The organism is Streptomyces sp. CG4, assembly GCF_041080655.1.
Taxonomy (GTDB): domain Bacteria; phylum Actinomycetota; class Actinomycetes; order Streptomycetales; family Streptomycetaceae; genus Streptomyces.
This window is the reverse complement of the sequence record NZ_CP163525.1, coordinates 5948418-5961477: the sequence shown is the minus strand read 5'-3', so window position 1 is coordinate 5961477 and position 13060 is coordinate 5948418. Positions and strand designations below refer to the sequence as shown.

The window sequence follows — 13060 nt, the reverse complement described above, 5'->3', positions numbered from 1 at the left end:
CGTCCACCACCACGCCGGAACAGCCACCCGACGGGTTGACCGGGGCTTGACCTGGCGCTACCGCCCGCCGGCTCCACCACCTGGCCTAGCGATTGACCGACTGGATCTCCTGGACCACGACGTCCTGGGTGGTCCCGAACGTGCCGTCAGGCAGGGGCTCGCCCGCGCCGTCACTGCCCTTCCAGCTGATCTTCCAGGTGATCGTGGCCCTGAGCTGATAGGAGCCATTACCGGAGGAGCGAAGGTACTTCACGCCGCAGGGCGGGGTGTCGTTGGCCCTGCCCGTGGCGTAGGGCTCGCCGATGTGGCCGTTGGTGATCTCGCAGACGCCGGAGGCCGGGTAGGTTTCGGCATCCGAGGTGCCGGGGTCGATCTTGAGCGAGACCGGTTCAGCCGTGGTCGTGGCAGAGATGCCGAGGACCGGAACCGATGCCGTCACCGAGACCGGCTTGAACTCGGCACCATCCAGCCAGGCCCAAGTGGGAAGGTTCACCTTGGTCTTGTCGGCCGGAGCGAGGGACACCTTCGTGCCGGGGACGCGGATCTCCTTGTACGCCAGTTCCCCGAGGATCTTCGTGGTGACGGCGTTCGGGACGTTCGCGGGCGGCGGATTGCCCTTGTCCACCCAGAAGATGGGCTCGTTGCACTTGTCCCAGCCCGGCGGGAAGCTCTTGTCGACGTACGAGTCCCACCAGTAGCCCTTGCCCGCCTTGTCCTTGTTGAAGTCCTTGTACGGGTGACCGTTCACATAGCGGTCCCGCTGCTTGGCGTCCCACTCGTACCCCGTCGACTCCGCCTCCCAGATCGGCTCCAGGTACGCCTTCAGCTGGTCGGGCGTGTACTTCGGGGCGTACCAGCAGGGCGGCGGGGTCCAGGTAGTGGCGGGGGTGACGGGACCGACCGAACTGCCGGAGCCGTTCTTCGAGCGGTCGTAGACGATCACGCCGACCGACGAGGAGAGGGTGCCGTCGTCAGAGGCGTTGCCCTGCTCCTGCGTCTGACCGCGGCTTCCATCGCCACCACGCCCGCCCGCGTAGGCCGGCGTGAAGCACCAAAGGGGAACGCAAGCGATGCAAATAATCGCCGCTCCCCTCACCACATTCCTTATGGCTGGCATTCTTTGGCCCCCCGGTTCGACACGACATCAGTGGTCTGCCATACACCCGCGGCGTTCTTGGTGAGCGCGGTGTGGTAAAGCACGTAACTGTCCGCAGTTGTCGGCGTGTTCTCGATCTTATTCGTCTTCTTGTGCTTGATGAAGGACTTGCTCTCGTCGGAGCAATAGGTGACGTACGCCTTGTCGGCCCCGGAGAGCGTCACACTTCGATCGAAGTATCGCGTCTCGCCGACCCACGTGTCGTGTTTGTTGATGTATCCCTGCGCGTAAGTGATCGATTCACCGAGCGCCTTGCCCGCGTTGTAGAAGCCGAGCGCCTTCGTGCTCGCACTCCCCTTGAAGATCGCCTCATCCACGGAATTGACACTCAAGGCACTGTCCGCGAGGACAGCATCCTTCGTCGCGTCACCTGTCTTCCCGCCCTCGAAGACGTTCTTGGCGTCGGACGGGAAGGTGATCTCAGGGCGACCGGTGGCCGCGGACGCCGAAGCGCTCGGCGACGCGGATGCCGAACCACCCGTGTCCGCGCCCGAGATCTTGTTCTTCGAGTTCGAGTCTCCGCCGCCGCCTCCTCCACACCCGGCGAGCAGAAGTGCGGCCGTCACACCGGCGGTGACTGTCGTGAGCAGACGAGAGCGGCGGGTCACGGTGGGCTCCTGGTGGGACGGTTGAGGTCTGAGAAGCAGCAAATACCGTATCGGGCTGGCCCGTAGGCACAAAGAGCGAATGGGGCTGCCCGCCTGGCACACAGCGCGCGCAATGGTGCAAAGAGGCACAACTGGCCGTGCCAGGACGGGCTTTGGTGCCGGGCCGTGACATGTCCGCCGGCTGGTGCACCTGAAGGGGGCGGCGATTGGCCTCTGCAGACCATGTGCCCAAGGGGACCACGGAACGCGTATACCTTGCGTATACTTGCGCCATGAGTGACGTCATGATCCGCGTCCCCGAAGAGGTACGCGACCAACTTGCCGCGGTTGCCGAGGCGCGAGGCACCAGCCTGCGGGCCCTCATGCAGGAGATCGCCGCACAGACCCTCACCCCCGATCAGATCCGCGAGCGGGGCGAGCGGGTCCGTGCGGTGCTGGCCGAGCTGTTCGGGCACGAGGTCACCGACGAGGAGTCGGCTGAGATACGACGCAGGGTGCGCGAGGCGGCCGCCGCCCATCGTGCGGCCCTGCAGGAGGCGGGGATCGGCCGGTGAGTCCGGTCGACGAACTCGTCCTCGACACCCCCACGCTCGTCACGCTCGGCGGGAACAAGCAGGTCTCCGGTCTCGTCCACACCGCTGCCACCACGGGCGACCTGCGGTTGTGGGTGCCGATGTTGTGCCTGCTGGAGGCCGAGCGGGAGCGCTCCGGGATCACCGAGCACGTCGGTCTCCTGCTCGACGCCCTGCATCTGGTCGACGACGACTACGCTCTCACCCTCACAGTGGCCGAACTCGGTCGGCGCGGGGTACCCCATGGCATGGCTGCCGCTGTACACATGTCCCGCCCGAACCCCGCCGTGCCTCTGGGAGCCCTGGTCGCAACGGTGGAGCCGGACGCCTACGGCGGGCTGGGCGTGCCGGTGTTCGACCTCAACCGCTGAGACGGCGCATGGCAAAGGCCCCGTCGCTCGAATCCAAAGAAGCGACGGGGCCTTTGCCCACATGGGGTACCCCCGGAGGGGTTCGTGGAGATGGCGGGAATCGAACCCGCGTCCAACGGTGCGGAATCAGGGCTTCTCCGTGTGCAGTTCGCTGCGATTTTCTCGGCCCCGGCGATCACGCGAACAAGTCGCCGACGGGCCCAGTCACTGTTAGGTTTCCCTTTTCACCCCGTGACCGGGATCAAGGTTTAGTTCCCTAGCTGATGCCAGGATCCGGGTCGGGAACAGCCCCGGGCTGACACTTCGCAAGTCGCTACTTAGGCAGCGAGGGCGAAGGAATCGCGCTTGGTGTTGGCGATTATTTTTTGCGACATATGGTTTACGAGATCATTGCCGCTTCCTCGACACGCTTCCCCTGCTTCGACAGCCGCTGTCGAAACCGATCATCCCCATGTTGTGTTTTCAATGCACACACCGGGTTCCACCGGTGTTGGTGCCATCGTACGTGACCAACGCACCCCGATGCCACCGTATTCCCGAGCTACGCGCCGCGCTGCCTCCGCTTCGCCGCCGCGATCGCGCGGTCCGACTCGCGCCGGTCCTGCTTCTCCCGCAGGGTCTGGCGCTTGTCGTACTCCTTCTTGCCTCGGGCGAGCGCGATCTCGGCCTTCGCGCGGCCGTCCTTGAAGTAGAGAGCGAGCGGCACGATGGTGTGACCCGTCTCCTGGGCCTTGGACTCCAGCTTGTCGATCTCCTCGCGGTGCAGCAGAAGCTTGCGCTTGCGGCGCGCGGAGTGGTTGGTCCAGCTGCCCTGGTGGTACTCGGGGATGTGGGCGTTGTGCAGCCACGCCTCGCCCCGGTCGATCTGGACGAAGCCGTCGGTCAGCGAGGTCCGTCCCTCGCGCAGCGACTTGACCTCGGTGCCGGTGAGCACGAGCCCGGCCTCGTAGGTGTCGATGATCGCGTAGTCGTGCCGAGCCTTCTTGTTCTGGGCGACGATCTTGCGCTTGCCGCCCTTCTCGCCGTCCCTGGCCTTGGCGGCCCCGCCGCCCTGCTTGGGCTGGGACTCCTTGGGTACGTACATTCCCTTGCTCATAATGCCGTCCATTTTCGCACTACGGAGGGGCTGTGCGTACAGCCGATTAAGGGGTTATGAAGGGTCGCCCAGACCGGTCAGGACCGTCTCGGCGCGGGTCAGGGCCTCCGGCCCCGCCTCCAGGTCCGGGGTGATGCCCCGGCCGTCGACCGCGTGGCCCGAGGGGGTGCGGTAGTGGCCGACGGTCAGCTCGGCCACCGAGCCGTCGGGCAGCGTGGTCGGCATCTGGATGGAGCCCTTGCCGAAGGTGCGCGAGCCGATCACCACCGCGCGGCCCCGGTCCTGCAGCGCCCCGGTGAGCATCTCGGCCGCGCTCATCGTGCCGCCGTCGACCAGCACGACCAGCGGCCGGGCGGTGTCGCCGCCGGGGCCGGCGTGCAGGGAGCGCGGGGCGCCGTCGACGTCGTACGTGGCGACCAGGCCGCCGTCGAGGAAGGCGGAGGCGGTCTCCACCGCCTCGGTGACCAGGCCGCCGGAGTTGCCGCGCAGGTCGAGGACGATCCCGGCGTCGGCCGGGGCCTGCCGCAGCGCGGCGCGCACGGCGTCGCCGGAGCCCTTGGTGAACGCGGCGATCCTGACGACGGTGACCCCGCCGACCAGTCTGCGTGCGGTGACGGAGTCGGTGGACAGGCTGGCCCGGCGCAGCTTCTCGGTCCACGCGCGCGTGCCGCGTTGCAGGCCGACGGTGACGGTCGTACCGGCGGCCGCGTCGTCGGCGTCGCCGCGCAGTAACGAGACGACCTCGGTGACCGGCTTCCCGTCGACCTTGCCGCCGTCGACGCTGCGCAGCCGGTCACCCCGGTGGATCCCCGCCACGGCGGCCGGCGAGCCGGGCTGCACCTTGGTCACCTCGATCCGGCCGTCCCGCTCACGCCCCGCCCACAGGCCGACGCCGGTGTACCGGCCGTCGAGGGCCTCCTGGAACTCCTGGTACTCGCCCTCGGAGTAGACGGCGCCCCAGCGGTCCCCGCTGCGGCTCACGGCCCGCTCGGCGGCCTCCATAGGGGACTTGCCGTCGGCCATCGCCTCGGCGGCGGCCTTCTGGACGTCCTCGTGCCGGGTGGCCGCGGGCGCCGGGCCGACGGCGGCCTTGCGCGCGGTGGCGTCGGGCTCCGGGAAGGAGCCGGTCGCCGCGCCGGTGACCAGGACGCCGGCGAAGACCAGTGTCAGGGCGGCCCCGCGGCGGATGCTGCGGGGCTGGGAAAACTTGTCACGGCCTGACATGGCGGTGAGTCTAGGACAAGGCGAAGGGCCGTACGGCCGGATGCCCGTACGGCCCTCTTGGGATGCGTCACACCTTCAGGTACTTGCGCAACGCGAAGAACGCCGCCAGCGACGGCATCAGCACGCTCGTGGCGAGGATCAGCGGCAGCTTGGTCAACACCGCGTCCCAGCCTACGAAGTTGATGAGCGTGAGCTTGTGGGACAGGTCCATGCCGTGGTCGATGGTGAAGTACCGCCCGACCACCAGGCCCACACAGGCGAGCCCACCGCCGATGAGCCCGGCGACCGCGGCCTCGGCGATGAACGGCGCCTGGATGTAGAAGCCCGAGGCACCGACCAGGCGCATGATCCCGGTCTCGCGCCGGCGGCTGAACGCCGAGACGCGCACCGTGTTGACGATCAGCAGCAGCGCGACGATCAGCATCATCGCCATCACGCCGAGCGCGCCCCGGTTCATCAGGTTCAGCAGCTGGAAGAGGTTGTCCAGAATGCCCTTCTGGTCCTGCACGGACTGCACACCGGCACGCCCGTTGAAGGCCGACGCGATGACCTGGTACTTCTGCGGGTCCTTGAGCTTGATCCGGTACGACTCCTGCATCTGGTCCGGCGTCAGCGAGCTGGCCAGCGGGGAGTTGCCGAACTGCTCCTTGTAGTGCTTGTACGCCTCGTCCTGCGACTCGTAGGACACCTTGTCGACGACCGGCATCTTGTGCAGGTCCGAGAGGATCTGGTTCTTCTGGTCCTCGGTGACCGCGCCCTTGGCGCAGTTCACGTCCGAGTCGGCGTCGTGCTTGTTGCACAGGAAGATCGAGACGTTGACCTTGTCGTACCAGTAGCCCTTCATGGTGCTCACCTGGTCGCTCATCAGCAGCGAACCGCCGAAGAGGGCCAGGGACAGGGCGACGGAGACGATGACGGCGAAGGTCATCGTCAGATTGCGGCGGAGACCGACACCGATCTCCGACAGGACGAACTGGGCGCGCATGGCGTCTGGTCGAGCCTTTCCGTCGTGAACTTGCTTAGTGCTGGTAGCCGTAGACGCCGCGGGCCTGGTCGCGGACGAGGCGGCCCTTCTCCAGCTCGATGACGCGCTTGCGCATCTGGTCCACGATGTTCTGATCGTGAGTCGCCATGATGACGGTGGTGCCCGTCCGGTTGATCCGGTCGAGCAGCTTCATGATGCCGACGGAGGTCTGCGGGTCGAGGTTGCCGGTGGGCTCGTCGGCGATGAGCAGCTTGGGCCGGTTGACGAAGGCCCGCGCGATGGCCACGCGCTGCTGCTCACCACCGGACAGCTCGCCGGGCATCCGGTCCTCCTTTCCGCCGAGCCCGACCAGGTCGAGCACCTGCGGCACGGACTTGCGGATCTCGCCGCGGGACTTGCCGATGACCTCCTGGGCGAAGGCCACGTTCTCCGCGACGGTCTTGTTCGGCAGGAGCCGGAAGTCCTGGAAGACCGTCCCCAGCTGGCGGCGCATCTGCGGCACCTTCCAGTTGGAGAGGCGGGCGAGGTCCTTGCCCAGCACGTGCACCTGTCCGTGGCTGCACCGCTCCTCGCGGAGGACGAGCCGCAGGAAGGTGGACTTTCCGGAGCCGGAGGACCCCACGAGGAAGACGAACTCGCCCTTCTCCACCTCCAGGGAGACATCCCTGAGTGCGGGGCGGGTCTGCTTGGGGTAGACCTTGGAGACGTTGTCGAATCGGATCACGGATGCACCACGGGTCGCCGGGGGTAGATGAGCGTGACCATACGCGAACCGGGTGTGCAAGTGCAGTCGCAGGTCGAGGTTGGGTAAGGCTTGTCGCTTTTGTGCCGGGCACTGCGGCCTGTCCGCCGGGCAGGACCCGGCGCGAGCTCCGCGGGAACCTGGCACAGTGGAGGGGGAACGTTCTCGTTCCCGTGAGCGTTGTACGACTGATGGCCGGAGCAAGGAGGGCGACCGCATGACGTACGACCGGTTGGTGTGCGCGAACTGCGCGGCGCCCGTGAGCGAGGGCCGGTGCCCGGTGTGCCGTGCCAACCGCGAGCGACTGCAGCAAGAGGGTTTTCTGGGCGGGGTGAACCCGATGGCGCTGATCGCGCTGCTGGCGGTGCTGATCGCCGCGGTGGCGCTGCTGGCGCACCAGACCGCGTGAGACGCGCGAAGAAGACGCCTCAAGGGCCCGGAGCGCCAAGCTCCGGGCCCTTAATGGTGCACATTGCGTGCGCTGTGTGACCTGACGGCTACGGTCAGGCGGCCGCGCCGCCCCGGCCGTTCACCAGCCGCGGCAGGACACGGAAGCCGATGCCGCCGGCGATCATCGTCGCGGCGCCGATGACCAGGAACATGGTCTCGCCGGCACCGGTTTCGGCGAGCTGCTTGTCGTGACCCTGGGGCTTGCTGTCGGAGCCCGTGTCGCTGAGGTTCGAGGAGCCCTGGTCCTGGGTGGCGTTGTTGTTGCCGCCCTGGGGGGTGTCGTTGTTGCCGCCGGTGCTGGAGGAGCCACCGGTGCTGCTGCCACCCGTGCTGCCGGAGCCGCCCGTGGTGCTGGAACCGCCGGTGGTGCTGCCACCGGTGGTGGAGCCGCCCGTGGTGGAGCCGCCGGTGGTGGAGCCACCCGTGGTGCTGCCGCCGGTCGTGGAGCCGCCCGTGGTGGAGCCGGTCGTGGAGCCACCCGTGGTGCTGCCACCGGTGGTGGAGCCGCCGGTCGTGGAGCCGGTGGTGGAGCCCCCGGTGGTGGTGCCGCCGGTGGTGCTGCCGCCGGTGGTGCTGCCGCCGGTGGTGCCGTTGTCTCCACCGGTGCCGTTGCCACCGCCGGTGGTGCCGTTGTCACCGCCCGTGCCGTTGCCGCCACCGGTCGTGCCGCCGCCGATGACGCCACCGATGGTGACGTCGCCGCCGGTGCCGTTGTCACCGCCGGTGGAGGCGCCACCGCCCGTGGCGTCGCCGCCGCCGGTGGTGTCGGTACCGCCGGTGGTGGAGGCGCCACCGGTGGCGTTGCCGCCGGTGCCGTTGGTGCCGCCGTCGGTGGTGCAGACGGCGATCGGGCAGCCGCCGTTGGTGCCACCGTCGTCCCCGGCAGTCGTGTGCACGCCCAGGTTGATCGGGCCCGCCTGGACATCGATGCCCGCGGCGGAGGCCGCGCCGGCGGCGGTCAGGGACGCACCGGCCGCGATCACGGTGCCCGCGGCTATCCGCGCGACCCGGATCCGCGTCTTCTTCGTCATATGGTTGCTACCCCCAGTAGCTGTTCGTCAATGAGGCGGCGCGTGGGGCGTTGCCGTGATCGACGGGAGGCAGCCGGTGACGAAGTCCGCGTCAACTCATTCCCCCGGTTCACATGCGCCCCTCTAAGTACGCATGCCGCGTGCCACCCTTCCGATTTTTCAAAGCAACGTCAAGGCCGTTGCGGGCGCAATGTCCCTTGGGTGGGCGTTTGGGGCGAGTTGAAGCCTGTGAGTGTGATGTAAAACCCAGACAAAAGACAAACTGCCGCCTCTCGGGCGGCAGTTGTCATGTCGACAAAGTTACTTCTCCTGCTGCTTGCGCCAGCGAATACCGGCCTCCAGGAAGCCGTCGATCTCGCCGTTGAACACGGCCTCGGGGTTGCCGACCTCGAACTCGGTGCGCAGGTCCTTGACCATCTGGTACGGGTGCAGCACGTACGAACGCATCTGGTTGCCCCAGGAGTTGCCGCCGTCGCCCTTGAGGGCGTCCATCTTGGCCTGCTCCTCCTGGCGGCGGCGCTCCAGCAGCTTGGCCTGGAGGACGTTCATCGCCGTGGCCTTGTTCTGGATCTGCGAGCGCTCGTTCTGGCAGGAGACCACGATGCCGGTCGGGAGGTGCGTGATGCGGACCGCGGAGTCGGTCGTGTTGACGCCCTGACCGCCGGGGCCGGAGGACCGGTAGACGTCGATGCGCAGGTCGGACTCGTCGATCTCGACGTGGTCGGACTGCTCGACCACGGGCAGCACCTCGACGCCCGCGAAGGAGGTCTGGCGGCGGCCCTGGTTGTCGAAGGGCGAGATACGCACGAGACGGTGCGTGCCCTGCTCGACGGAGAGGGTGCCGTAGGCGTACGGCGCCTGGACGGAGAAGGTGGTCGACTTGATGCCGGCCTCTTCGGCGTACGACGTCTCGATGAGCTCCGTCTTGTAGCCACGCTGCTCGGCCCAGCGCAGGTACATGCGCTGCAGCTTCTCGGCGAAGTCGGCGGCGTCGACGCCACCGGCCTCGGCGCGGATGTTGACCAGCGCCTCACGGGAGTCGTACTCGCCGGACAGGAGGGTGCGGACCTCCATCTCGTCCAGCGACTTCCTCACCGCGGCCAGCTCGGACTCGGCCTCGGCGCGGGTGTCCGGGTCGTCCTCCTCCTCGGCCATCTCGAAGAGCACGGCGAGATCGTCGATCCTGCCGCGCAGCGCCTCCGCCTTCCTGACCTCGGCCTGGAGGTGGGAGAGCTTGCTGGTGATCTTCTGCGCCTCGTCCGGGTTGTCCCAGAGGGAGGGCGCGGCCGCCTGCTCCTCGAGCACGGCGATGTCTGCCCTCAGCCTGTCGAGGTCCAGGACGGCCTCGATCGACTCCATGGTCGAGGAGAGGGACTTCAGCTCTTCGGATACATCGACGACTGCCACGCCTTCAAGCGTAACGGCTCCGCCGAGCGGCGAGGGTCTCCTGGGGGCTCTGCCCCCGGGCCTCCTGGGCGGGTCAAGGGGTCGAGGTGCTGTGGGTGTCCTGTGCCGGGTGATCGTCGCCGCCGGAAGAGGCCAGATACGCGCCGACGCCCACGACAGCCGCCACGGCCACCCCGGCCACGCCCAGCGTGATCCGGCGCCGTCGTACCGTCGCCCGGTGCCGGGCCGAGCCCGGTCGTGGCGTACCGGTGGGGCGGGGCGCGCGGGCCGTGCCGTGCGCGCCGCCCGCCAGCTCGTCCGCCCCCGGCACCCGCATCGACGTATGCGTGTCCCGGTTGGAGTCCGGCTTGGCCCCGGGGACGAGGGACACCGCGCCCCGCCGTCGTTCCGGCTCCCCCGCCGGTGCGTCCGTCGGTGCGGACTCCTCCACCGCCTCCTCGGCGAGGTCCGGCTCGTCCACGTCCAGCGGCGGCATCCCGGCCAGCATCGGCAGCTGCTCGCGCAGCCGCGCCGCCAGCTCCGAGGCGCGCAGCCGGGACGCGGGCGCCTTGGCCAGGCACTGCACGAGCAGCTGCCACAGCTCCTCGGGGATGCCGGGGAGGGGGACGACCGTCTCCGTGACGTGGCGGCGCAGGACCGCACCCGGGTGGCCCCCGCCGAACGGGGTGAAGCCCGCCAGCAGCTCGTACAGGACCGTCGCGAGGGCGTAGATGTCCACGGCCGCGCGCGGCGGCAGGCCCTCGACGATCTCGGGGGCCAGGTAGTCCGGCGTGCCGATGATCTTCGTGGCCCGGGTCCGCTTCGGCGAGTCGATCAGCTTGGCGACGCCGAAGTCGGTCAGCAGGGCGGGGTGGGCGCCGCCGGGGCCGAGCGGGCCCTGCATGTCGAGGAGGACGTTCTCGGGCTTGACGTCCCGGTGGACGACCCCGGCCGCGTGGGCCGCCGCCAGCGCGTCGGCGACGTCGGCGACGATCGCCACGGCCGCCTCGGGGGCGAGCCGCCGCTCGCGCTCCAGCCGGGTGCGCAGGTCGGTGCCGCGTACCAGGTCCATGACGAGGGCCAGGTCGTTGCCGTCGACGACCAGATCGCGCACGGTGACGATGTGCGGGTGCTCCAGTCCGAGCAGCGCGGTGCGCTCCTGGACGAAGCGCCCGACGAGCTCCTCGTCGGAGGCGAGGTCCTCGCGCAGCAGCTTGACCGCGACGGGGCCCTCGGGTCCCTCGCCCAGCCACACCGTGCCGGCGCTGCCCCGCCCCAGGATCTGGTTCGCGGTGTACCGGCTGCCGATCTTCCGTGCCAAGACTGCTCCTACAGACGCGTGTTGTCGCTAAAACTACGCGCCTGACGAGCCAACCTTCACTGCGGAGACGGAAATCACCCGTCAGATGTCGACAAAGCCGCAAACTCGCGGTCAGTTACCGCGAGTACGCCGGTTCGGTCGCCGCGAGTGCGCGGGGTCAGTTGCCGCCGCCTGAGGAGCCGCCCAGATCCTTGAGCCACTTGCTCGTCTGGCTGACCCAGTGGCTCACCTCGTGCCAGTAGCCCCGGCCCTGGCCGACCCAGGTGTGCAACGGGGTCAGCTCCCAGATCAGCCAGCTCGCCACGACGAGGATGACGATCGTGAACAGGCAGCCCTTCAGACAGCCGAGCCCCGGGATCTTCATGGGGTTGGCGCTGCGCTGCCGCGGCGCGCGGGGCTCGCGCGCGGGGCGCTGCGGCTCCGGGGCGGACGGCGCGTACCGCTGCGGCTGCTGCGGCGGGGCGTACTGCTGGGGCTGCTGCGGCGCATAGCCGTACCCCTGCTGGTATCCCTGCTGCCGGCCGCGCGGCTGCGGCTGCTGGGGGCGGGCCTGCGGGGCCTGGCGCGGCTGCTGTCCGGGCCTGGCGACCTGCCGCTGCGGCCGGTGGCGCAGCGGGTCGTCCTCCGGGGACAGGAACTGCTGGACCTGCGTCTGCTCGTTGCGGTCGCGGGCGGCGCGCAGCTGGGTCTGCCAGGGGTGCGGCTGCTCGGGCTGCTGCCCCGGCGGGCCGGTGTTCGGCAGCACCGCCGTCGGGTCCGCCGCGCCCGTGTTCGGCAGTACGGCGGTGGGGTCGGCGGCGCCGGCGGGACCGCCGGTGTGCGGCAGGAAACTGGTCGCGGCGTTCGGATCGTACGACCCCTGCGGCGCGTTCGTCGGCAGCACCTGCGTGGGGTCGGCGGCGCCGGGCACGCCCGGGACGGCGGTCGGGGCCGGGTCCGGGGCGAGCAGCGCGCCGACGCCCTCGGCGGCGGCGATCTGCGCGGCGTTCGCGTGCACCCCGATGCCCTCGGCGACGACCCGCAGACCGCGCGCGAGGTTCTCGGCGCTCGGGCGCTCGTCCGGGTTCTTGCGCAGGCAGCGCTCTATGACCGTCCACAGCGGGTCCGGGACGGTGGAGGGGCGGCGCGGCTCGGCACTCAGGTGCTGGTGCAGCACCTCGAGGGCCGTGCTGCCGGAGAACGGCGGACGGCCGGTGACCAGCTCGTACAGCAGGATGCCGGCGCCGTAGATGTCGACCGCGGAGGTCTGCGGGCGGCCCTCGGCGGACTCCGGTGCGACGTACGCGGGCGTGCCGACGAATTCCTGGGTGCGGGTCAGGCCCGGGGAGTCGGCGAGGCGGGCGATGCCGAAGTCGGTCAGCATCGGGTGCATCTGGCCGTCGTTCTGCGCGAGCAGTACGTTGGCGGGCTTCAGATCGCGGTGGACGACACCGTCGGCGTGGCTCGCGGCGAGCGCGTCGGCGATCTGCGCGGTCATCAGCGCGGCGGCGACCGGTGTGAAGGGGCCGCTCTCGCGCAGGTAGCGGTGCAGGTCGGGGCCGTCGACGAGGTCCATGACCAGCGCCAACAGATCGCCCTCGACGACCAGGTCGCGGACCCGGACGACGTTTGGGTGGGTCAGGCGCAGCAGGACGGAACGTTCGCGCAGGAAGCGCATCACGATGTCCGGATCGCTTGCCAGCTCCTCCTTGAGGACCTTGATCGCGACGGTCTCGCCGGGCTGCCCGGGTACGGCCGCCTCGGCGCCCGCGGTCTCGCGCTGGCGGGCACGCCAGACGGTGCCTGTGGCGCCGCGTCCGAGCGGCTCCTCAAGCAGGTACTTGCTGCCGACTGGCCGCACGTCACGCGCTCCCTGCTGCTTGCTGTTGCTTGCTTGCCTGCATTCCGGTGCTCCGCCCCACTGTAGTGCCGCCTTTCCAGGCACTACGCAAGCGTTACCGAGCCTGTTCGAGATGTCCGAAGGCTTCGGCGAGATGTCCGAAGGCTCCGGCCCGATTCGGCTTTTCCGGCCGTCTCCGACCGGAACGAACGGTTCGACGGGAAGACGCACGAGCCGGTCGGCTGGTTGCCGAAGCCGGACGTGACCGATCTCAACTGATCGCCCGCGGGTCATCGGTC

General features: G+C 69.3%; 13 protein-coding genes and 1 other RNA gene. 3 read left to right on the top strand and 11 right to left on the bottom strand.

Annotation, left to right across the window (positions count from 1 at the left end):
• Positions 1 to 85: 85 nt before the first annotated feature.
• Entirely contained in the window at positions 86 to 1117 is a 1032-nt protein-coding gene (locus AB5L52_RS27095) for a hypothetical protein (RefSeq protein ID WP_369366737.1), read from the bottom strand.
• Positions 1105 to 1707, bottom strand: a complete 603-nt coding sequence (locus AB5L52_RS27090) for a hypothetical protein (protein ID WP_369368978.1) — start codon at positions 1705 to 1707, stop codon at positions 1105 to 1107. Before AB5L52_RS27090 ends, AB5L52_RS27095 begins: the two co-directional genes overlap by 13 nt.
• 329 nt (positions 1708 to 2036) lie before the next feature.
• On the opposite strand from AB5L52_RS27090, the gene AB5L52_RS27085 reads away from it, so the two are divergent.
• Both AB5L52_RS27085 and AB5L52_RS27080 read left to right on the top strand, forming a co-directional pair.
• Complete coding sequence (locus tag AB5L52_RS27085) at positions 2037 to 2318, top strand: Arc family DNA-binding protein (RefSeq protein WP_369366735.1); 282 nt, start codon at positions 2037 to 2039, stop codon at positions 2316 to 2318.
• Positions 2315 to 2707, top strand: coding sequence for a hypothetical protein (locus AB5L52_RS27080; RefSeq protein ID WP_369366733.1), 393 nt, complete (start codon positions 2315 to 2317; stop codon positions 2705 to 2707). The genes AB5L52_RS27085 and AB5L52_RS27080 overlap by 4 nt, the downstream gene beginning before the upstream one ends.
• An 82-nt stretch (positions 2708 to 2789) precedes the next feature.
• Here AB5L52_RS27080 and ssrA read toward each other — a convergent pair.
• The 5 genes from ssrA to ftsE form a co-directional block, all read right to left on the bottom strand.
• Positions 2790 to 3158: a transfer-messenger RNA gene (ssrA, locus tag AB5L52_RS27075) on the bottom strand.
• 90 nt (positions 3159 to 3248) lie between these two features.
• Positions 3249 to 3791: an SsrA-binding protein SmpB gene (smpB, locus tag AB5L52_RS27070; RefSeq protein WP_351025778.1), complete on the bottom strand. Its 543-nt coding sequence runs from the start codon at positions 3789 to 3791 to the stop codon at positions 3249 to 3251.
• 66 nt (positions 3792 to 3857) lie between these two features.
• Positions 3858 to 5027 (bottom strand): S41 family peptidase, encoded by a 1170-nt coding sequence (locus AB5L52_RS27065; protein ID WP_351025346.1) that lies wholly within the window; start codon positions 5025 to 5027, stop codon positions 3858 to 3860.
• A gap of 67 nt (positions 5028 to 5094) precedes the next feature.
• Positions 5095 to 6012, bottom strand: a complete 918-nt coding sequence (gene ftsX / locus AB5L52_RS27060) for a permease-like cell division protein FtsX (protein WP_351025344.1) — start codon at positions 6010 to 6012, stop codon at positions 5095 to 5097.
• 34 nt (positions 6013 to 6046) lie between these two features.
• Positions 6047 to 6736: a cell division ATP-binding protein FtsE gene (ftsE, locus tag AB5L52_RS27055; protein WP_031159396.1), complete on the bottom strand. Its 690-nt coding sequence runs from the start codon at positions 6734 to 6736 to the stop codon at positions 6047 to 6049.
• 235 nt (positions 6737 to 6971) lie between these two features.
• Between ftsE and AB5L52_RS27050 the strand changes: the two genes are divergently transcribed.
• Positions 6972 to 7163 (top strand): hypothetical protein, encoded by a 192-nt coding sequence (locus AB5L52_RS27050; protein WP_023550109.1) that lies wholly within the window; start codon positions 6972 to 6974, stop codon positions 7161 to 7163.
• Positions 7164 to 7257: 94 nt separating this feature from the next.
• On the opposite strand, the gene AB5L52_RS27045 is transcribed toward AB5L52_RS27050, so the two are convergent.
• The 4 genes from AB5L52_RS27045 to AB5L52_RS27030 form a co-directional block, all read right to left on the bottom strand.
• Positions 7258 to 8235 (bottom strand): hypothetical protein, encoded by a 978-nt coding sequence (locus AB5L52_RS27045; RefSeq protein WP_369366730.1) that lies wholly within the window; start codon positions 8233 to 8235, stop codon positions 7258 to 7260.
• Between the two features lie 300 nt (positions 8236 to 8535).
• Complete coding sequence (gene prfB / locus AB5L52_RS27040) at positions 8536 to 9642, bottom strand: peptide chain release factor 2 (RefSeq protein ID WP_351025337.1); 1107 nt, start codon at positions 9640 to 9642, stop codon at positions 8536 to 8538.
• Between the two features lie 73 nt (positions 9643 to 9715).
• Positions 9716 to 10942, bottom strand: a complete 1227-nt coding sequence (locus tag AB5L52_RS27035) for a serine/threonine-protein kinase (RefSeq protein WP_369366727.1) — start codon at positions 10940 to 10942, stop codon at positions 9716 to 9718.
• Between the two features lie 157 nt (positions 10943 to 11099).
• Positions 11100 to 12782, bottom strand: a complete 1683-nt coding sequence (locus AB5L52_RS27030) for a serine/threonine-protein kinase (RefSeq protein ID WP_369366726.1) — start codon at positions 12780 to 12782, stop codon at positions 11100 to 11102.
• Between the last annotated feature and the right edge of the window lie 278 nt (positions 12783 to 13060).